The sequence below is a fragment of the Cutibacterium modestum genome, from assembly GCF_008326345.1.
In the GTDB taxonomy this organism is placed as follows: Bacteria; Actinomycetota; Actinomycetes; order Propionibacteriales; family Propionibacteriaceae; genus Cutibacterium; species Cutibacterium modestum.
In genome coordinates this window covers 741,111-759,749 of sequence record NZ_BJEN01000001.1, presented here as the reverse complement: position 1 = coordinate 759,749, position 18,639 = coordinate 741,111, and the positions used below count along the sequence as shown (strand labels likewise).

At 59.2% G+C, this 18,639-nt stretch carries 19 protein-coding genes and 2 pseudogenes; 10 read left to right on the top strand and 11 right to left on the bottom strand.

What is annotated here, in order from left to right:
• Window positions 1–34: 34 nt before the first annotated feature.
• Window positions 35–1,561 (bottom strand): leucyl aminopeptidase, encoded by a 1,527-nt coding sequence (locus tag F1563_RS03805; RefSeq protein ID WP_040695260.1) that lies wholly within the window; start codon window positions 1,559–1,561, stop codon window positions 35–37.
• A gap of 43 nt (window positions 1,562–1,604) precedes the next feature.
• Here F1563_RS03805 and F1563_RS03800 point away from each other — a divergent pair, with 43 nt between their 5' ends.
• A complete protein-coding gene (locus F1563_RS03800) occupies window positions 1,605–2,081 on the top strand; it encodes a hypothetical protein (protein WP_002546523.1) in 477 nt (158 codons plus the stop codon).
• Here F1563_RS03800 and F1563_RS03795 read toward each other — a convergent pair.
• Complete coding sequence (locus F1563_RS03795; protein ID WP_036958309.1) at window positions 2,051–2,269, bottom strand: hypothetical protein; 219 nt, start codon at window positions 2,267–2,269, stop codon at window positions 2,051–2,053. The two genes, F1563_RS03800 and F1563_RS03795, sit on opposite strands and share 31 nt — an antisense overlap.
• A gap of 38 nt (window positions 2,270–2,307) precedes the next feature.
• Window positions 2,308–3,051, bottom strand: a complete 744-nt coding sequence (locus F1563_RS03790) for a DUF3043 domain-containing protein (RefSeq protein ID WP_002527716.1) — start codon at window positions 3,049–3,051, stop codon at window positions 2,308–2,310.
• Window positions 3,052–3,250: 199 nt separating this feature from the next.
• Between F1563_RS03790 and F1563_RS03785 the strand changes: the two genes are divergently transcribed.
• The 6 genes from F1563_RS03785 to F1563_RS03755 all read left to right on the top strand — a co-directional run bounded on the left by F1563_RS03785 (window position 3,251) and on the right by F1563_RS03755 (window position 8,062).
• Window positions 3,251–4,054, top strand: coding sequence for a PspA/IM30 family protein (locus F1563_RS03785; protein ID WP_002527715.1), 804 nt, complete (start codon window positions 3,251–3,253; stop codon window positions 4,052–4,054).
• Entirely contained in the window at window positions 4,051–4,341 is a 291-nt protein-coding gene (pspAA, locus tag F1563_RS03780) for a PspA-associated protein PspAA (RefSeq protein ID WP_002527714.1), read from the top strand. Before F1563_RS03785 ends, pspAA begins: the two co-directional genes overlap by 4 nt.
• Window positions 4,342–4,513: 172 nt before the next feature.
• A complete protein-coding gene (gene erpA, locus F1563_RS03770) occupies window positions 4,514–4,867 on the top strand; it encodes an iron-sulfur cluster insertion protein ErpA (protein WP_002527713.1) in 354 nt (117 codons plus the stop codon).
• A gap of 185 nt (window positions 4,868–5,052) precedes the next feature.
• A complete protein-coding gene (gene ctaC, locus F1563_RS03765; RefSeq protein ID WP_443090027.1) occupies window positions 5,053–5,961 on the top strand; it encodes an aa3-type cytochrome oxidase subunit II in 909 nt (302 codons plus the stop codon).
• The gene (ctaD, locus tag F1563_RS03760; RefSeq protein ID WP_002527711.1) at window positions 5,958–7,667 is read left to right on the top strand and encodes an aa3-type cytochrome oxidase subunit I; all 1,710 of its coding nucleotides are present in this window, start codon (window positions 5,958–5,960) and stop codon (window positions 7,665–7,667) included. The genes ctaC and ctaD overlap by 4 nt, the downstream gene beginning before the upstream one ends.
• Window positions 7,667–8,062 (top strand): cytochrome c oxidase subunit 4, encoded by a 396-nt coding sequence (locus F1563_RS03755; RefSeq protein WP_002527710.1) that lies wholly within the window; start codon window positions 7,667–7,669, stop codon window positions 8,060–8,062. The genes ctaD and F1563_RS03755 overlap by 1 nt, the downstream gene beginning before the upstream one ends.
• Window positions 8,063–8,108: 46 nt before the next feature.
• Here F1563_RS03755 and F1563_RS03750 read toward each other — a convergent pair whose 3' ends face one another.
• The 3 genes and pseudogenes from F1563_RS03750 to F1563_RS13485 form a co-directional block, all read right to left on the bottom strand.
• On the bottom strand, window positions 8,109–10,547 hold the full coding sequence (locus F1563_RS03750) for a hypothetical protein (RefSeq protein ID WP_002527709.1): 2,439 nt from the start codon (window positions 10,545–10,547) through the stop codon (window positions 8,109–8,111).
• Window positions 10,544–11,101, bottom strand: coding sequence for an ABC transporter ATP-binding protein (locus tag F1563_RS03745; RefSeq protein ID WP_002527708.1), 558 nt, complete (start codon window positions 11,099–11,101; stop codon window positions 10,544–10,546). Before F1563_RS03745 ends, F1563_RS03750 begins: the two co-directional genes overlap by 4 nt.
• 148 nt (window positions 11,102–11,249) lie before the next feature.
• A pseudogene (locus tag F1563_RS13485) lies at window positions 11,250–11,446 on the bottom strand (hypothetical protein).
• On the opposite strand from F1563_RS13485, the gene F1563_RS03740 reads away from it, so the two are divergent.
• Window positions 11,390–11,668, top strand: a complete 279-nt coding sequence (locus F1563_RS03740; RefSeq protein ID WP_002527706.1) for a hypothetical protein — start codon at window positions 11,390–11,392, stop codon at window positions 11,666–11,668. The pseudogene F1563_RS13485 and the gene F1563_RS03740 sit on opposite strands and share 57 nt — an antisense overlap.
• A 285-nt stretch (window positions 11,669–11,953) precedes the next feature.
• Window positions 11,954–12,171: pseudogene (locus tag F1563_RS03730) on the top strand (hypothetical protein).
• 332 nt (window positions 12,172–12,503) lie between these two features.
• Here F1563_RS03730 and F1563_RS03725 read toward each other — a convergent pair.
• A complete protein-coding gene (locus tag F1563_RS03725) occupies window positions 12,504–13,160 on the bottom strand; it encodes an NAD(P)H-binding protein (RefSeq protein ID WP_002527704.1) in 657 nt (218 codons plus the stop codon).
• A 63-nt stretch (window positions 13,161–13,223) separates the two neighbouring features.
• Window positions 13,224–14,705, bottom strand: a complete 1,482-nt coding sequence (locus tag F1563_RS03720; protein WP_036958331.1) for a GuaB1 family IMP dehydrogenase-related protein — start codon at window positions 14,703–14,705, stop codon at window positions 13,224–13,226.
• Between the two features lie 43 nt (window positions 14,706–14,748).
• On the opposite strand from F1563_RS03720, the gene F1563_RS03715 reads away from it, so the two are divergent.
• Complete coding sequence (locus tag F1563_RS03715; RefSeq protein ID WP_002527702.1) at window positions 14,749–15,066, top strand: MGMT family protein; 318 nt, start codon at window positions 14,749–14,751, stop codon at window positions 15,064–15,066.
• Window positions 15,067–15,113: 47 nt separating this feature from the next.
• On the opposite strand, the gene qcrB is transcribed toward F1563_RS03715, so the two are convergent.
• Genes qcrB through qcrC form a run of 3 tightly spaced genes read right to left on the bottom strand, consistent with a single transcriptional unit; the run spans window position 15,114 to window position 18,639 of the window.
• Window positions 15,114–16,793: a cytochrome bc1 complex cytochrome b subunit gene (qcrB, locus tag F1563_RS03710; RefSeq protein ID WP_002527701.1), complete on the bottom strand. Its 1,680-nt coding sequence runs from the start codon at window positions 16,791–16,793 to the stop codon at window positions 15,114–15,116.
• Window positions 16,793–17,875, bottom strand: coding sequence for a cytochrome bc1 complex Rieske iron-sulfur subunit (gene qcrA, locus F1563_RS03705; protein WP_002527700.1), 1,083 nt, complete (start codon window positions 17,873–17,875; stop codon window positions 16,793–16,795). Before qcrA ends, qcrB begins: the two co-directional genes overlap by 1 nt.
• Window positions 17,842–18,639 (bottom strand): cytochrome bc1 complex diheme cytochrome c subunit, encoded by a 798-nt coding sequence (qcrC, locus tag F1563_RS03700; RefSeq protein WP_002527699.1) that lies wholly within the window; start codon window positions 18,637–18,639, stop codon window positions 17,842–17,844. The genes qcrA and qcrC overlap by 34 nt, the downstream gene beginning before the upstream one ends.

Genomic DNA, 18,639 nt, shown 5'->3' with positions numbered 1-18,639 from the left:
TTCGTAGCCCCTGCCCCAGCGGTGATGTACGCGATTAGTCAGCCAAATGTGCGGCGAGCTGGACTAGGGTGCGCACTCCGAATCCGGTTCCTTGGATTGGGGTGTAGTCGTGGGCTGAGGCGCCGTTGTATGCCGGTCCGGCAATATCGAGGTGGGCCCAGTCGGTGCCTGGGGTCACGAAACGTTGCAGGAAAGCCGCAGCGAGCATCGCGCCACCTTCACGGGCTCCGGAGGACTTGACGTCGGCGATGTCGGAATGCAGGCCTTCGCGCACTTCCTTGGTAATGGGAAGCTCCCAGAAGTCTTCGCCAGCAGCCTCGGAAGCGTCCAGCAAGGTGTCGGCTGCCTGAGCTCCCGAGGTCATGACACCTGCGGTGTGGTTACCGAGGGCTACCATGCAGGCGCCGGTGAGGGTGGAAATGTCGACGATGAAGTCGGGGTCGTCCTCACAGGCGCGAGCTAGGCCGTCAGCCATGACAATGCGTCCCTCGGCGTCGGAGTTGCCGTTCTCAACCGTCGTCCCGCCGTACATGGTGACGACGTCGGAGGGGTGCCATGCCGATCCTGACGGCATATTCTCGGCCATACAGCCGTAAACGATCACACGAACATTGAGACCGAGGCGGGCAATCGCGCCGACAGCAGCAAGTACCGCAGCAGCACCGCCCATATCGCACTTCATGGTGTACATGCCGTCAGCAGTCTTGATGTTGAGGCCGCCGGAGTCGAAGGTGATGCCCTTACCTACCAGAGCCAGAGTGGTGGTGGCTCCCTCCGGGGCGTATTCCACGCGAACCAGACGCGGGGAGTGGGCTGAGCCTCCGCCTACCGCAAGGATACCGCCGAAACCTTCCCGCGTTAGGGCCTTCTCGTCGAGTACGTCGACGGTGACGTTCGAGAGATTCTTGCACCAAGATTGCACTGAGGTGGCGAAGGTCTTCGGGTAGAGCAGGTTGGCGGGAGCGTCCACCCAGTCGCGCGCGGTGTAGACGGCATCAGCAAGAATGCGGGCTTTGTCGAGTTCAGGCTTAGCGCCCCGGGCATTGGACACGATCGTAACGGTTGAGACCTCGGGCTCGTTCGAGGTGGCGGTAATGGTTGGCACCCGGTAGCAGCCGAGCAAGGCTCCCTCGGCGGCGATCCGAACCTGTTCGGCGGAGCCCGTACCCATGTCAACGGCTACTTTGAGGCTAGTGCCGTGTGACAGGTCAGCGGCGACCCGGGCACCGGAACCGGCAGCCTTGCGTAGGGTCTCGCCATCGAATCCCCCAGCTCCGCAGCCGACCAAAACGAGACTGTTTCCCGACCACGGTAGTACCACGGTGGAACCAATTTTGGTTGATCCACCGGCGCGAATAGCCACCTCGGCCAGCGGAGCGCCGAAGGTTTCCTCAGCTTCCTTGACAGCGCGAGGTGCCAGCCCCTGGACGACTGGGCCTTGGGAACCCTCGACCAAACCGGCAATCACGACGTCGGCGCCGTTAGCATTGCGCGAGACCTTGAGGTCGGGACGCGGGCGGATGGGCAGCTGGATGCTGTTGGCCACGAGGATTCCTCTCATTCGATGGACGGTTCTATTCGGTAAATACTTCAAATACTTCGGGATGGGCCCGGTCATTCCCGGGGGCACCTTGTTGTGCAGCCTAGCCGAGGGATGTCAAGTCCGTTGCGGTGCGGTCGCAATGAGCCGTCAGTATGGTGAGTTCGTGAGTTCTACACCGTCGACACAGCACAGTGCACCGCTGGGTCGCGCGAGTCATTCCAAGCTTCGGTTGGCTCTCGACGTCGCCGTCGTTGTGGCTGGAGTTGCCTTGTTGGTGTGGGGAATCGTTGTGATGGCCGCGCCCACAATCTCTTGTCGAGGCGTCAAGATGCATCCGGGGGATACCTGCCACAAGGCCACATACACTGCGACCTATACGGACACCGTGCAGACGTACGAGCAACGGCATCGTTCCATCGCTCAGTCCCGTCCCACTGTTATTGGGTTGGGAGCCGTGTTGACAGTTTTTGGCGCGGTAATGAGCTGGCAGACCGTGAAGGTCCACGTTCATTCCTCTGATAGCCCCATCGGACCATAAACGACATCGTTGTCTTCCACGAGGGTGACTTCGTCGATTCCAGCATCCTGCAGGTCAGGCCAGATTTCGGAGAGCCATGCTTCGGCCTCCGCCTGGGACTCGAACTGTTGCCCAGCTCCGAGCTCACTGAGGTGCTCGGCCCCCTTGACGGTGACGCGGGACTGTTTGAAAACCCATGAGTAACTCATACCCATAAGACAATCATGACTGCGTCTCCTCAGGGCTATTAGTCAATCTTTTCGCCACGCTCGACGCGCGGTGCCGGATTGCGCCAGCGACGCACCGTCATAGCGCGGTTGTTGAGGTAAGCCCACAAGCCACGCAGGGTGGCGTTAGGGTAATGGGTTCGGATACGCTTCTTTGCTCCATGCCACAGTCGCCAGGAATCAATGAGCCAGAGGATCATCACAATCAGCATGCCCAGGGACATGGCGTTGATGACACCAACAGCGGTCGGAGCGATGAAGAGCATAGCTAGCCAGATCACCATGACCGCCAGGAAGATCGGCATGATGAATTCGCTGAAGGTCCAACGCGAGTCAACGTAATCGCGCAGGTAACCCCGCTCTGGGCGTCGCTCGGCCGCTTCCATAGCTGCCGCCTGGCGTTCACGCTTGGCCAGACGCTCGCGTTTTCGGGCCTCTTTCTTGCTCAGTGTCGGGTTGAGCCGCTGACGACGGGCAGCTTCGGCCTCGGCGCGGGTTGGTGTCGGCCCCTTCTTCGCGGCGTGTCGGGATGAGGTCGTTGGCTGTGTAGCTGGCGCCTTATGGGCAGTCATGTGGTGCCCTTTGCCTGGCCTGTCAGACCGCTGCGCCTTGTCGGTTGGCGAGGGTTTCGGAGCGTGTTTGGCAGCCGCGGTGGCTGAGGAAGGGGAGGACTCAGCATCGGATCCCGGCACTTCCGTGACGGTCTCCTCCGTCGGTTCGGCCTTCTTGCTGGCTCCCTGTTCGTAGGGGCGGAACAGTCCCACGATCTATCCTTTTTGTGTGTCGTCTTCGCGCGCTCGGTGGTGTATTCCAGCCGGGCGACCCTGTCTGGGCTGAGAAGATTGTACGGGTATTGCTGTTGTTGATGTTGCGCAATCCCGTACCCTATATGATCAGGCAATCGCAACGCTGACGACTTCCCGGAGTCCTCAAGCACTAAAGGGGAAGGATTCGACTCCACCTATGGCTGGCATATTTGCACGACTTTCGACGGTTTTCCGTTCTAAGGCGAACAAGGCCCTCGACAAGATCGAGGATCCGCGTGAGACTCTCGACTACTCCTACCAGCGGCAGCTCGACATGTTGCAGAAGGTGCGCAGGGGCGTCGCCGACGTCGCCACGAGCCGTAAGCGCGTCGAGTTGCAGATGAATCAACTGCAGGTCGATGTTGACAAGATGCAGGACGCCGCCGGTCGCGCTCTCCAACAGGGCCGCGAGGATCTTGCCCGTGAGGCTTTGACCCGCAAAGCAACTCTGCAGGCCCAGCTCAATGATTTGCAGACCCAGCATGCCACCTTGCAGGCTGAGGAGGAGAAGCTTATCCGCGGCTCCCAGCGCCTTCAGGCCCGAGTGGACGCTTTCCGCACCAAGAAGGAGACCATCAAGGCAAGCTATTCCGCAGCTGAAGCTCAGACCCGCATTAACGAGGCCTTCACAGGTCTCAATGAGGAGATGGGCGACATCGGCATGGCGATCACCCGAGCTGAAGATAAGACCATGGAGCTGCAGGCACGAGCGGGAGCTGTTGACGAGCTCATGGCTAGTGGAGCTATCGAGGATCCCACCCGCAGCTACGGCGACGACATCACCCGGGAGCTCGACAGCCTGGGCAACGACCATGCCATCGACGCTGAACTATCGGCTATGAAGGCCCAGCTGGGGGTGGGCCGTGATAATTCCACCCCGGAACTTGAGACCGGTGCCGAAAACGGCACGAACCCGCAAATGGGATCACGATCTGTGCGACGTCAGGAGGATCAATCATGATCATTCGCATCGTTGGTGAGGGTCAGTGGCAGGTGCCTGACACCGAAATGGAGCACCTTAACCGCATCGATGCCCGCGTTGAGCATGCTATCGACATAGCCTCCCAGAATGAGCTTACCGAGGCCTTGACTGAGCTGGTGGCGACGGTGCGGACTGTCGGAACTGCGATTGCTGACGACAACATCGTCGATTCAGACCTCATCGTTCCCGATGTTTCCGCGACACTTGAGGAAGTCTCAGTCTGGCTGTCCGAGAACCCGGTCGGGGATGGCCTTATCCCTGGATGATTCCGTCCGTACTGCCATGTTCCGCTGTGCGCTGAACCGCGATTGTTCGGTGTAGATGGCGTGGTGCGGATACAGTGGACGGCGCGACGGGATGACACACCCGCCCGGACCATCAGGATCGACCACCCGAGTCATCTCCCGGGACCGTCCATCATACGTTCATGGAGCCCATATGACTGACACTCTTACCCCACCTTCCGCTGACGGAATCATCCTTACCGACGCAGCTGCCGCGAAGGTGAAGGCCCTGCTCGATCAGGAGGGTCGTGACGACCTCGCGTTGCGTCTGGCTGTGCAGCCTGGCGGTTGCTCGGGGCTGCGGTACCAGCTGTTCTTCGACGAGCGTCACCTTGAGGGTGACGTTGTCAAGACCTACGGTGGGGTCAATGTGGTCACCGACCATATGAGCGCCCCGTACTTGGCGGGCGCCACAATCGACTTCATGGACACCATCGAGAAGCAGGGGTTCACTATTGACAACCCCAATGCAACTAGCACCTGCGCTTGTGGAGACTCCTTCCACTGAGCTGGTCTTGAGAATCGGGAACAGTTTCCCGGGGCAGGCTCACTGGGGCCATTGAGGCGTTTCGTCAGTCCTACTGGGCGGACGAAACGCCTTGTTTTCGCTATTGTTCGATGTGACAGACACAACAGTCGCCTGTTCTCACCATCGGGTCGGGAGCGGGTTTGCAGTAGGGGAAAGGGCGAGCTGTGGGACGCAGACTCAGCTGGCGACACGACCTCGAGTGGGACGTGCCCCGAAGCGGCAGCTGTGCTGTCGGAAGAGTTGGTGGTGCCTGCGCCGCGGTGATTGCGGTAGTGACTCTCAGCGGCTGCGGCGCTACTGGGCCCGGGCGGGCTGCTCGTCTCGGTCTCGTCGATCCAGCGTCCGATCGTGCTGTGCATATGGGCAATATGTGGATTGGTGCCTGGGTCGCAGCGCTTGTCATCGGTGTGTTTGTATGGGGCCTAATCGGCTATGCGGCCTTCAAGTTCCGTCGCAAGGACGGAGACCCGGTGATTCCGCGTCAATCGAGATATCACCTTCCGCTTGAGGTGCTCTACACCATCGTTCCCCTCCTCGTTATCGGCGTGCTGTTCTTCTACACCGTCCGTACTGAGAATAAGGTGCTCCATAAGGATCCCGAGCCTCAGCATGTTGTCAATGTTGTTGGGCAGAAATGGTCCTGGACGTTCAATTATATGGAGGCCAGCAACCCTGATGCCGGCGGTACTATCACCCACGAGATCGGCACCATCGAGAAGATTCCGGATCTCTATCTTCCGGTGAACCAGTCGGTGCGCTTCCACCTCAAGTCTGCCGACGTTATCCATTCGTTCTGGGTGCCGGCTTTCTATTTCAAGATGGACGTTATCCCGGGGCATCCCAACCAATTTGACCTCACCCCGACGAAGATCGGTGTCTATGACGGTAAGTGCGCTGAGTTGTGCGGCACTTACCACGCAAACATGATCTTCAAGGTGCATGTGGTTTCGGCTGGCGACTACAACAAGCACTTACGCCAGCTCAAGGCTCAGGGCGACATCGGTGAGATCAAGCCTGCGAATTCGGTTGCTGCGCTCACCACCAACGAATCGAAGGAGGGGGAGCAGAAGTGACCAGCGCGTCCATCGCCGTACCTCCCGCAGCTACCCGCCAGGAGCGGCGCACGACTAGCTTCGGTGCTTTCGTGTGGGATTACATGACGACTACCGACCACAAGAAGATCGGCCGACTGTACTTCGGTACGTCGCTGTTCTTTTTTGCCTTCGGCGGTATCCTTGCGCTTCTCATTCGAGCCGAGCTGGCTTATCCGGGCATGCAGTTCATGCACCAGGAGACCTTCAACCAGCTCTTCACGATGCACGGCACAATCATGCTGCTGATGTTCGCCACCCCGCTGTTCTCCGGGTTCGCGAACTACTTCATGCCGCTTCAGATCGGCGCCCCCGACGTCGCGTTCCCGCGCATTAACCAGTTTGCGTACTGGCTGTACCTGTTCGGCTCCCTGATGGCCTGTAGCGGTTTCCTCACCCCCGGTGGCGCTGCCAGCTTCGGCTGGTTCGCCTACGCTCCGCTGTCGGATGCGATTAACTCCCCGGGAGTTGGCGGAGACTTGTGGGTGATGGGTCTGTACCTTCTCGGTCTGTCGTCCATCCTTGGTGCCGTCAACTTCGTGACGACGATCATCCTCATGCGTACCCCCGGCATGACGATGTTTCGGATGCCGATCTTTTCCTGGAACATTCTCATCACCTCGATCATGGTGCTGGTCGTCTTCCCAGTCCTGTCGGCCGGTCTGCTCGTCCTTGAAGCTGATCGGGCTCTGGGAGCCCACATTTTCGACGCTGCGAACGGTGGCCCGATCCTGTGGCAGCACCTATTCTGGTTCTTCGGACATCCGGAGGTGTACGTCATTGCCTTGCCATTCTTTGGCATCATCACTGAGGTGCTGCCGGTGTTTAGTCGCAAGCCGGTGTTCGGCTACGTCGGCCTGGTGTTCGCAACCCTGGCTATCGGTGGACTGTCGGTATCTGTGTGGGCTCACCACATGTTCGTGACTGGCGCGGTCTCGCTGCCGTTCTTCTCCTTCATGACTTTCACGATCGCCGTTCCCACGGGTGTGAAGTTCTTCAACTGGATCGGCACGATGTGGGGCGGATCGTTGAGTTTCGATACGCCGATGCTTTTTGCTATCGGCTTCCTAACGACGTTCCTGTTCGGCGGTCTCACTGGTGTCATGCTCGCTAGCCCGCCGATGGACTTCAACGTGTCCGACACCTACTTCGTGGTAGCCCATTTCCACTACGTGCTGTTCGGCACCGTGGTTTTCGCGATGTTCGCCGGGTTCTACTACTGGTGGCCTAAGATCACTGGACATATGCTCAATGAGACTTGGGGCAAGATCCACTTCTGGACTCTGTTCGTCGGTTTCCACACCACCTTCCTCGTCCAGCACTGGCTCGGCGTCGAGGGTATGCAGCGTCGGATCGCCGACTACGGAGCCTGGGAGGGCTTCACGCTGCTGAACCAGGTGTCAACCTTCGGTGCTTTCCTGCTCGCTATCTCGATGTTGCCGTTCGCATGGAACGTTTGGGCCACCCGTCACGACCCGAATATCGAGGTCGCTGACCCATGGGGTTGGGGCCGTACCCTTGAGTGGGCTACCTCGTGCCCGCCACCCACCCACAACTTCACGAAGATGATCCGCGTGCGCTCCACCTCCCCAGCTTTCGACGTCAATCATCCGGAGGCTGCTCTGACCTCCGAAACTGAGGAAGCTCGCCCGCGCGAGCTCGTCCGCCTGGGCAAGGAGGGTGTTTGATGAAACCGGAACGTTGGGTGTTTGGCGGGCTTGGTTTGTTCTACCTCGTCGTCACCCCGGTGTACTGGTTCACGGCTCATGAAGTGGCCGGCACCTGGGTGCTCGGACTGTCGGCGGCGATGGCCCTGATGGTGTTCTTCTACGTCCAGGTCATCGCCAAGAAGATCAATCCTCGACCCTCTGACGAGAAGGATGCCGAGGTGATCGACGGTGCCGGGCCGATCGGGTTTTTCCCGCCACAGAGTATCTGGCCGTTCTGGTGCGCGCTCGTTGTCGCCATCATGTGCCTTGGCCCGATCTTCGGTTGGTGGATTTCGTTGCTCGGTCTGGGTATCGGCATCTGGGCTGCGTCGGGCTGGGCTTTTGAGTACTACCGTGGGGATTACGCTCACTGACCTGTTGTATTTGAGAGTCCGCGGCAGCAATTTCCTGTCCTTGGATTTAAATCAGTGCATCGACAGTACGTTCTCGTGCCCTGATCGCGCGGAGCCCAGCCAAAGGGGACAACACAATCAGTAGTCCAAGTCCGGTACACCACAGGATGACCCAGTCTTTCGGCACCCACAACGTAAAGGACTCAGACAGGCTCTGCCCGACCACGACCGGAACAACTGCCAGGGCGCTCGCGATCACGGAGCACAATCCGACGAGAAGCATGCTCTCGAGGATGGGTATCGTTGCGCCCAGCCGTTTTGGGAGTCCTATGGCGAGTAGCTGTCGACTCTGATTTCGTGCAGTGTGTCCGAATGACGCGGAGACGCTGGCGGTGATACCGGCTGCGATGATGACGAGAGTCAGGCACACCATCCACCAGGAGAAAGGCATCTGGGGAGGTTCCGGTTCCACGTGGTAGGTGAGTAGTTGTGGATCGAGGCCCTGGCGGTGGACATAGTCGACGGCCTTGGCGATGTCGCCTTTCTGGACCCCCGTGTATACCCACTGGTGTGGTGTCGATTGGGCTCGGATTCGTTCTAGGGTCCCTTTCACAATGACGCCTCCATAGGTGTATGCCCATGTCGGGTTGACCTCGACCCGGCTGGATGGGATTGCGGCTCGGCGGCCATCGTCTAGCGCGAGGATTGTCTTTGCTGGGCCATCTGAAAATGACAGCATGAAACTGTTATTGAGATTTGCGCGCTCCTTGGTCGTGAGCTTCATATTGAGTACTCGTTCGGCGTCTTCCGGGGATGATACGACCATGACGGCCCGCGCGGTTCCGGAGTGATGGTTCGACGTGATCTCGCCACTGAGCATGTCGACTTTGACGGCACGCTTTATGCCGGTCGCAGCCTGCATGCTTCGGGGAAGGTCTTTTGGTACTGGGTTGCCATCTGGCGATTGCAGGATCAAGGTGTCCGGCGGGGCCATGCTCAGCGCTGCCGTTGACTGCTGGTATGAGGTCATGATGACGTTGACACTGGCAGGGATCACCAGGCATAGACACAACGCTGACCCCATGATCCGAATTCGTGCATCGCTGAAGCGCAGCGTCTTTACGGCCAGCAGACCAGCGGGTGTTGGAAGCTTGACGACCGAGATGATTCCGGAAATGAGATCGGGCACGAGGAGGACGACTCCGGATGAGACGAAGATGGCGCCATGCATGACGTCGTCGAGTTGGGCCCGGTTTTGGAGTGCGAGTAGTCCGCCAATAATGAGAAGGACACCAGCTACTCGCCTGACCCACCGTAGCGTTGTTGCCGCCCGGGCATGGCGCGGTGTTGCCCTGTTTCGCCCACCAGCCCGCGGGCCGGTCAGTGGAATGGCCGCGATACTCATGGCGACAGTGAGTGCCAGGAGTGTCATGGCTAATGGGGCGATCGACACCGGTGGACTGATGGGTTGTGTGAGTAGGTGAGGCACCAGGAATCTGCGAAGGGCCATTCCGAGTATCCAGCCTCCACATACACCCACCGACCATGCCGCCAGACAGATGGCGAGGACCGAACCGAGTGCGGACGAGAGCGTTGCCGATAGCGGAATCCCCAGTTTCAGCATTGATCGCCGCTGTGCGCGGATGGATGTGGCGATCCTAGCCATCACGGTGAGCTGGACGGCACCCGTGAGCAAGAAACAAGGGATCACCACGAGATAAGGGCTTCGAGAGGTCAACGATACTTGGGGGCTTGCGGAGATCTTTGCTCCATCACGGCTGGATGTGACAAGTAAGTCAGTCGGAGTCCCGTACAGCTTGCTGAATAAGGGTATGGCGGCGCTGAGCGGCAGGCCATCCCAGACGTATTCGATGATGGGCGACAGCGACGGGTAGCCTTTAGACGCCGCGGCAGACATGGATTTCCAGCCGCCCGCGGGGCCGATGGCCACCAAAGCGTCTGTGGCGTAGGCATCGTGAAATGCCCCTACGACCCGCAATCGTGAGGTGTCGGAGAAGACATGGATGCGGCTGGGGTCGTGGAGACGTGCGGCCAAAGGTTCGGACAGGGCAACCTCTCCCGGACTGGAGGGCCAATGGCCATCGGTCAGGTGATATCGCGATGCGGGTGAACCCGAGGCCCATTCCATGTATTGAATTCGATCTTGGAAACCCGTCGACAATCCGGTGGTACGAAGGCCGTCAACTTGGAAGCTGGAACCAGTGGTGATGGCGGATATGTTCCGTGCCCCGGATTTTCTCAGTCGATCGATTACCGTGCCCTGGGCAGGGCGCAGAGTTGTTTGTGCCTGGCTGATGGTGACGGATGCGTCATGGCCATCCAGGTAACAAATTCTTTTCTGTGAACCGGTGAGGGCGAAGGATGACAGCGTCAGGTACAGGGCGATGAAGCAAGCGATCACCACTGCGAATGGATATGCTAAGCCAATACGGTGTTTGTTTCGAGTCCAGATGCGGAATGTCTGGGTTGTGAATCTTCTGTTCATGCTACGAGATGCCCATCCAGTAGGGTGGTGACAGAATCGCAGTGCTTCGTGGCGAGTGGGTCATGTGTGGCCACGATGACGCACATCTGGTCGTCGTGTGCGAGGTTTCCCAGCAGTTCGAAGAGCTCTCCGGATGTCGTGGAGTCGAGCGCGCCGGTCGGTTCGTCAGCGAGGAGGATGCGTTGCTCGCTGGCCAGTGCCCGCGCAACTCCGACGCGTTGCCGTTGGCCACCCGAGACCTCGCCGGGGTGGCGCCTGCCTAATGACTCGATTCCCAGTTTTCGCATGGCTTCGTGGGCGATTTCTGTTGCATCGGACTTCGATTTACCTTGCGCCCACAGAGGTAGCGCAATGTTTTCGGTATTGGTCAACTCGGCGATGAGGTTGTCGTCCTGGAAGATGACGGCGATGTGGCGTAATCGAAATCGGGCTCTGCTCGCCTCGCTCTGATCAGATACGGTGACGCCTTCTGCGTAGACGGACCCCGAATCTGGGGTGTCCAAACCAGCCAGGAGATTGATGAGGGTACTTTTTCCTGATCCGCTTTCCCCCATGAGGAGGTGCACTCCGGAATGGGTGAAAGATACGCTGACGTTATTGATCGCATGGACTAGGGCATTGCCTGATGTGAACGTTTTGGACAGCGATTTCCCGCTGATTGTGGGGACTCATATGGTTCTTGGCCTTTGTATGGTGGGACGCTTATGACGGGACAGGAGGGTGAGCACCATTATCATCCCAGGTGTTGATGTCGTTGTCCGATCGGTGGGCGAGTATGTTTCGGCAAGAACCCCTGCCACTGGCGTCCCGGTGCCTGACTCATTTTCACATGATGACATAACGTGACTGATTTTGCTGCTTACATTCGTGATGCCGAGGTCAGCGCGTCGGTATCCCATGAGACCAACGAAATTATTGTCCTCGTAGAGACAAAGAGACAAACCTGTTTGGAGGGGCAAAGGTTACTCCCTGCATTCGCTTGGCTTGCCAAGCCCACGGGGATCGCCATGGTCAATCCTGCGACGATGGTCGCGACCTTCTTGAATTTCGTTATTCTTTCCTTCTGTGATGTAGGGATGGACCTATCGTCCGACTGGTTGGGCGGCAACGTCCAATGCTGAGGAGAACATTATTCGATAGAACCGTGGCTGGTCAAGGAGGGCGACGACACTCACATAAATTCTCCGGAAACGAGGAGCTATATCGCATATACTTTCTTTACGAGCCCTTCGTGTGGCCACGGTGAGGTGTGCGTGATGACACGAGGCTGTCAGAGCGTGCCAAGTATTCTGTGTAAATGGATCGGGCTTTTTAGCGGTTGGGGAATCGCTCAGGGTAGTTGAGCGCGAACCCCTATAAGGTTGCGGACCGGCCTTGGATTGTCTCCTCTTCCGGTGACGCGTTCGATGAGCTTGTCCGAAGATCTGCATCGACCTTGCCATCGACGGATTCCCGTGCCGCTAGACTTTCTCCCAGTCATCCTCGACCACCTACACAGACCGTATGACACGACCGACGGGACCGATCCAGTTGCCAAGCGATCTGAGGTACCTCCACTTTTCGCTTCGTCACTTCTCGATGTGGCACCCTCATCTAACGACATCTGCCGAAATCGTGCAGTTAAGGACGCGCAATCCCCTTCGTGTCTGGCCTGAACGTCGACACGGTAGGGGTTGCACGCCCGTTGAGAACCTAGGAATGCGAATATGTTCGTTTCCTAAGCCTATGGTGTGTGAGACACGTATGCAGTTAGCTTTATAGATGCTTTCGGCCTTGGGTATCAGCTGGCCTCGACAGACACGTGACATTCTGATGACACAGTGCGCCACGGCGCCTGCATAAGCTCAGGCTGGAAGTCTCAGATCAGCCGGTACCGCGGAATCGTGGGGGATGTCCCGATGGCCCACGATGCCGAGACCTTCCGCCTACCGAACGACCATGATGTCGTGGGAGAGGTTAAAACGCCTCGGCAATCGGCATTGGTCCGTCGCAAAAACGAATGAACTTGCCCTCCGTGATGTCGTCATCAAGGCATGCCAAAGCCGCCTTGGCGACCGTTTCACGCGAGACCGTGATATCGCGGTATTCGTCACCCTCGGTGAGGATTCGGACGCCAGAGGCTGGATCATGGCTCAGTGTTACCGGACCAAGGATGGTCCACCGAATCGATGAATCCATGGTGTGGCGATCAGCAGCTGCTTTGGCGTCGGCGTAAGGGAAGAAAGAATTATCGGAGGGCACGCCATGGTTAGGGCTGCTACACCAGGAGACGAGCACAAAACGCGGACGGTGAGGAGACCGTCCGATAGCATCGACAAGGGCGTTACATGCGTCCCGGTCGACAGCGTAGGTGTCTTCTGGCCCACCATTGCCGCCGGCTCCTGCCGACCACACCACGGCGTCGTGGTCGTTGATGAGGTCGTCCCACTGTGCAGGACGCAAGGTCGTTACGTCCGCCACGACCGGGCTACCTCCCCACGAGGTGATGTCGTCTGCCTGGCCGTCGCGGCGGATGACCGAGTCAACCTGGTGCCCCTGCGAGGTGGCAAGTTGGGTGAAGTGTTTGGCCACGTGCCCGTGGCCCCCAATCACGAGTATCCGATGCGTTGTCATGAGGCCCACATTAAGGCCGGATGGTTTAGGTCGCAGGCCACGCATTGACCGTTCGCCACGAGCTCACGTCCAGCTGCGTTGCAGTGGGCGTCCCTCCTCGTACCCAGAGGGGGATTGCACACCAATCACGGCCTTCTCACGAAATTCAGCGAGATTGGCGGCCCCGGCATAAGTGCATGAAGAGCGTACCCCGGAGGTGATGAAATCGACGAGGTCCTCGACGCCAGGACGCTGGGGATCCAAATACATCTTGGACTGGGAGATGCCTTCTTCGAAAAGGGCGGCGCGAGCTCGCTCGAAGGCGCTGCGTTCGCGAGTGCGGTGACGCACGGCACGAGCCGAAGCCATGCCGAAGGACTCCTTGTACACTCGGCCGTCGTGGTCGATGAGCATGGCTCCGGTCGATTCGTGGGTGCCTGCAAACCACGAGCCGATCATGACCGATCCGGCACCTGCGGCAAGGGCGAGGGCAACGTCGCGGGGGTGACGCACACCTCCGTCAGCCCAGATAGCACCATCAACTTCGGCAGCAGCCTCGGCACATTCCAATACTGCCGAAAACTGCGGGCGTCCCACACCGGTCTGCATTCGAGTGGTGCACATTGCGCCCGGTCCAACGCCGACCTTGACGATATCTGCGCCCGCCTCCAGCAGGTCGAGAGTGCCGCTTCGGGTAACGATATTGCCGGCGACAATGGGAACCCGTCGGCCGGTCTTTGTTTCAAACGCTGTGCGGACCTCGTCGGCGATCCCGATAGCACGGATCATCTGGTCCTGGTGGCCATGGGCGGTGTCCATGACGAGCACGTCCGAACCAGACTCCAGAGAGTTACGAGCGCGTCCCGCGACGTCACCGTTAATGCCAATTGCAGTGCCGATCATGAGGCGTCCGTCCGGATCCACAGCAGGACGATAGATTTCAGTGCGTAAAGCACCTCGCGACGTCATGATGCCGACGAGGATGCCGTGCTCGTCTATAGCTACCGCGACCTTCTGGTGACGTTCGGCGAGGGCCTGGAAAACATCATCTGGGCTTGCCTGAGGACCGACCAGGGTGAGGTCGGTTGTCATGACCTCATGGCATTGAGCGAATCGGTCCACGCCTTCAGCCTCAGCGGGGGAGACCAAACCGACCGGGCGATGATCCTCAATGACAAGAACGACGCCGTGGGCGCGTTTGTTAAGCAAGTTCATGGCCTCGCCCACAGTCGTCGTCGGATCGACGGTGACCGGGGTGTCGAATCGAGTATGGGCGTCCTTGACGCGCCGAATGGACTGAGCGACGAAGTCCGCTGGGATATCCTGGGGCAGAATTGCGGTACCTCCGCGCCTGGCGATGGTCTCCGCCATGCGACGTCCGGAAATTGCGGTCATATTGGCCACCACGAGGGGCAGGGGAGTACCTAACCCATCCGTTGACGTGAGATCGACGTTCATGCGGGACCCCACCGAGGAACGGTTTGGTGCCATGAAAACGTCGTTATACGTCAGGTCGTAGTTTGGCTGCTCGTTGAGAAAACGCACGTGGCTATTGTCCCACGTCACCACCGGTGGGTCATGTCTGCGCGCGACGCGGCACACTGGAGCCATGCCCACGACGGTAGATGACGTGCTTGCGGCGGTAGAAGCTCTGCCCGCCGGTACGGTCGTGTCGTATTCTGACATTGCCGAGCTCGTGGGCACGTCGCCGCGTCGAGTCGGCACGATCATGGCGCGTGAGGGTCAGGAAGTGGACTGGTGGCGGGTGACGAGTGTTCGAGGGACTCTGCCCGAACACCTTGTGGCTCACGCTCGTCAGCACTGGGACGAGGAGGGGCTTGGTGGAGGAACGGCGATGCTTCGTGACCATGCGCCCGACCCCATCGTGTGGGAGCGCAACTGGCAACGGCTACGTGTCCGGATATGACAGGACCCGCATAACGAACTGTCTTCCGGGGCTAGTTAAAGCGGGGATCAGTCGGTGATCTCTGCCTGGGTGGCGGAGCGACCAGAGCCGATCTCGGCGTGATGGCGAGCTGCCTCCAGTTCTTCATGGGTGACCTTGGGAGCGTTGTCACCAAGGAACCACTTCATCCAGCGAGCACGCGTCTTGCTGACCTTGCGACCACGATCGTCGATCGATCCAGCCGTGAGGACGGGGTAGGTCTTGTGCTGGGTGAGGGTCCAGGCCTCATCGTCGCTGACCAGTACGTGAGCTTCGTGGAATGCACCATTAGGTTCGCGAATGATTTCGCCGGAGGGCGACCCATGGAGTAGACGCTGACGGTCGTTTCGCTGCAGAGCTACGCAAATACGCTTGGTGATCTGGTAGGTGATGATCGGGACGACGAAGATCGCGCCACGCATGAAATACGTGATCGCGTTCAGCGACAGGTGGAAGTGGGTCGCGACGATGTCGTTGGCTCCCGAGAGCCAGAACATGGCGTAGCAACTCATGGCGGCAACGCCGAGTGCGGTACGGGTCGGGACATTTCGCGGGCGGTCGAGCAGGTGGCGCTCGGACTCGTCACCAGTGATCCATTTTTCGACGAAGGGCCACGCCACCAGCAGGGTGAACAACACGCCCATGAGGCACACGCCCGGAAGGAAAATGTTCCAACTCCAGGTGGTGTGACCGATGTGCCACTCCCAGTTCGGGGTGATACGCACAGCACCCTCAAGCCAGCCCATGTACCAGTCGGGCTGGGATCCGGCCGTGACCTCGCCCGGGTTGTAGGGCCCGAACTTCCAGACCGGGTTGATCTGAAGGAAAGTGCCCATGAGAGTCAACACACCGAAGACCACGAAGAAGAAACCGCCAGCCTTGGCCGCGTACACCGGGAACAGCGGGTAACCCACGACATTCTTTTCGGTGCGTCCAGGACCCGGATACTGGGTGTGCTTGTGGTAGACGACCAGCGTGAGGTGGGCGGCCACCAACCCGAGGATCAGTGCTGGGATGAGCAGGATATGCACCATGTATAGGCGGGGGACAATTGCGGTTCCCGGGAATTCACCGTTGAAGACGAAAAATTCAACCCAGGTGCCCACCAGAGGGATGGCACGCATCAGGCCATCGGCGAATCGAAGACCGGTGCCGGATAGCAGGTCATCAGGAAGCGAGTAGCCAGCGAAGCCCTCGACCATGGCGAGCATGAGCAAGCCGAGGCCGATCAGCCAGTTGATTTCACGGGGCTTGCGGAAAGCGCCAGTGAAGAAGATACGCAGCATATGCACGGTGGCCGCTGCCACGAAGAGAATGGCCGCCCAGTGATGGATCTGGCGAATCAGCAGGCCACCACGCACCTCGAAGGAGAGATCCAGAGTGGAGGCGAAGGCCTCCGACATGGGTGTTCCCTTGAGTAGCTGGTAGGGGCCGTTGTAGTCGACCTCGGCCATTGACGGCTTGAACCAGATGGTCAGGAATACGCCCGTGAGCAGCAGGACAACGAAAGAGTACAGGGCAATCTCACCCAGTAGGAAGGACCAGTGGTCAGGGAAGACCTTGCGCAGGTTCTCCTTGCCCATCTTAGCTAGCCCCAGACGGTCGTCGTGCCAGTTGACAATCCGCATTCCGCGACCCGATGGCCTATCGTCAGCCGTCGCGGTGCGCAGGGTGGGTGATTCTTCGGCGATGCCAGTTGGCCGGGCCATCAGTTGTCACCCTTTTTGTAGTCGTGACGAGAGTCTCGTTCGAAGTAGGACGGGCCTACCGGAACGGTGAAGTCGCTTCGAGCGACCAGGTAGCCTTTGCCGTCAACGGTGATGGGTAGCTGTGGCAACGAGCGTCCGGCAGGGCCGAAGACGACAACACCGGAGTCGCCTAGGTCAAAGGTCGACTGGTGGCAAGGGCACAACAGGTGGTGCGTCTGCTGCTCCCAGAGGTTGACAGGGCAACCGACGTGGGTGCAGATCTTGGAATACGACAAGATGCCGCCGACTTGCCAGTCTTTACGGGATTCGGGGATCTTGATGGAGTCAGGATCCATTCGGACGATAAGGATGGCAGCCTTGGCTTTCGCGCGCTGGAACTCAGCCCCCTCAAGGTCCTTGAGGTTCTCGGGCTCCGCGTTGACGAGCTGGCCAATTTCGAGATCGGAGGCCTTGATGGGCTGGAAGGTGATGTCGTTGACCAGCCGCACACCTTCAGCCCAGATGGTCCGTTCAATCGTCGCGCGACGAGTTCCCGATCCAGGCTTGGGGCCCAGGTCAGCGAGGGTGACGATAGCCGGCACAGCCATAATGCCGATGGCGCTCCCAAGGGCCCCGCCGATGAGTTTGCGTCGGGAAAGTCCGGACTGCTCGGCGCCAATACGCCACTGCTTGGCGAATTCCCCACGATCAGTGGCATCGGAATTGACCGGATGCCGCTCCTGGATGATCTCTTCGTCCCCCATAATCTGCTTGGCCCAGTGGATGCACGCAATGCCGATGAATAGCACCGCGAGCCCTGCGCACAACCCCAGCGCGAAGGTAGAAGCGTTCATGTACAACGGACCGATTTCGACGGTCGCGTCGCGAGGCACTGCGAAGTACACGACGACGAAAGCAATAGCAAGAACTGGGACCAGACCGAGAAGAGTCAAAACCTGTCGGTATGCGCGGTTTCCGGCCCTCGGATTAGCGTCGGTGTAACGCTCAACGTAGGGTTCGACCCCCGGGTTCTCGACCGGCAGCTCGTTGCGTTCAGTGTATTTATCGCTCACTTCGCGCGAGCCCCCTTTCGTGCCAGCCATCCAGCGACCAGGACTAGGCCGCCGATGCCGATGATCCAACCGAACAGGCCCTCAGTGACCGGGCCAATACCACCAAGGGCAAAGCCACCATTATTGGGCTCGGCATGAGTGGTCTGCAGGTAGCCGATAATTTCACGGGCGTCCTGGTCGGTAATGACGGACTTGGAGAACACCGGCATCTGCTGTGGGCCAGTGCGCATAGCTTCGTAAATGTGCTTGTCGGAGGTCTTCATGAGGGAGGGAGCATAAGCACCCTCGGGGAGGGCGCCGCCGCGACCCTCAATATTGTGGCAGGCCGAGCAGTTGGTCTTGAATAGCTCAGCACCTCGGGCTAGTTCCTCAGACTTCAAGTTCGAGGTATTGAGGCTCCGCGAGGAGGGAACCTCCGGTCCGGGTGCGAGTGAAGCGACGTATGCGCCAACTGCGGCAATCTCCTCGTCAGTGAACTTCGTCTTCTTCGACGGAGCCTGAGCCTCAGGGCGAGCCATTGGCATACGGCCAGTACCCATCTGGAAGTCAACCGCGGCAGCTCCGACGCCAGCCAAAGACGGGCCCTGGGTGGTGCCTTCGCCGTTCAAACCGTGGCAAGAGGAGCAGTTCTGCTGAAAGATTTCTTTGCCCTGGGCCACCTGGGTCGACACATTCGTATCCGCCTGGCCGGAGGCCGAAGGACTGACAAAGGCGTACACGCACCCCACTAAGGCCAGCAGCAACAGTACGGGTTTGGCTGCTCGACTGTGCCGTTTCGTGGAGAGGAATTTCAT

Coding starts and splice junctions, on each gene's coding strand:
- F1563_RS03805 (WP_040695260.1), bottom strand. CDS start 1,561: ATGAGAGGAATCCTCGTGGCCAACAGCATCCAGCTGCCCATCCGCCCG.
- F1563_RS03800 (WP_002546523.1), top strand. CDS start 1,605: ATGGGCCCGGTCATTCCCGGGGGCACCTTGTTGTGCAGCCTAGCCGAG.
- F1563_RS03795 (WP_036958309.1), bottom strand. CDS start 2,269: ATGAGTTACTCATGGGTTTTCAAACAGTCCCGCGTCACCGTCAAGGGG.
- F1563_RS03785 (WP_002527715.1), top strand. CDS start 3,251: ATGGCTGGCATATTTGCACGACTTTCGACGGTTTTCCGTTCTAAGGCG.
- pspAA (WP_002527714.1), top strand. CDS start 4,051: ATGATCATTCGCATCGTTGGTGAGGGTCAGTGGCAGGTGCCTGACACC.
- erpA (WP_002527713.1), top strand. CDS start 4,514: ATGACTGACACTCTTACCCCACCTTCCGCTGACGGAATCATCCTTACC.
- F1563_RS03755 (WP_002527710.1), top strand. CDS start 7,667: ATGAAACCGGAACGTTGGGTGTTTGGCGGGCTTGGTTTGTTCTACCTC.
- F1563_RS03750 (WP_002527709.1), bottom strand. CDS start 10,547: ATGAACAGAAGATTCACAACCCAGACATTCCGCATCTGGACTCGAAAC.
- F1563_RS03745 (WP_002527708.1), bottom strand. CDS start 11,101: ATGGGGGAAAGCGGATCAGGAAAAAGTACCCTCATCAATCTCCTGGCT.
- F1563_RS03725 (WP_002527704.1), bottom strand. CDS start 13,160: ATGACAACGCATCGGATACTCGTGATTGGGGGCCACGGGCACGTGGCC.
- F1563_RS03715 (WP_002527702.1), top strand. CDS start 14,749: ATGCCCACGACGGTAGATGACGTGCTTGCGGCGGTAGAAGCTCTGCCC.
- qcrB (WP_002527701.1), bottom strand. CDS start 16,793: ATGGCCCGGCCAACTGGCATCGCCGAAGAATCACCCACCCTGCGCACC.
- qcrA (WP_002527700.1), bottom strand. CDS start 17,875: ATGGCTGGCACGAAAGGGGGCTCGCGCGAAGTGAGCGATAAATACACT.
- qcrC (WP_002527699.1), bottom strand. CDS start 18,639: ATGAAATTCCTCTCCACGAAACGGCACAGTCGAGCAGCCAAACCCGTA.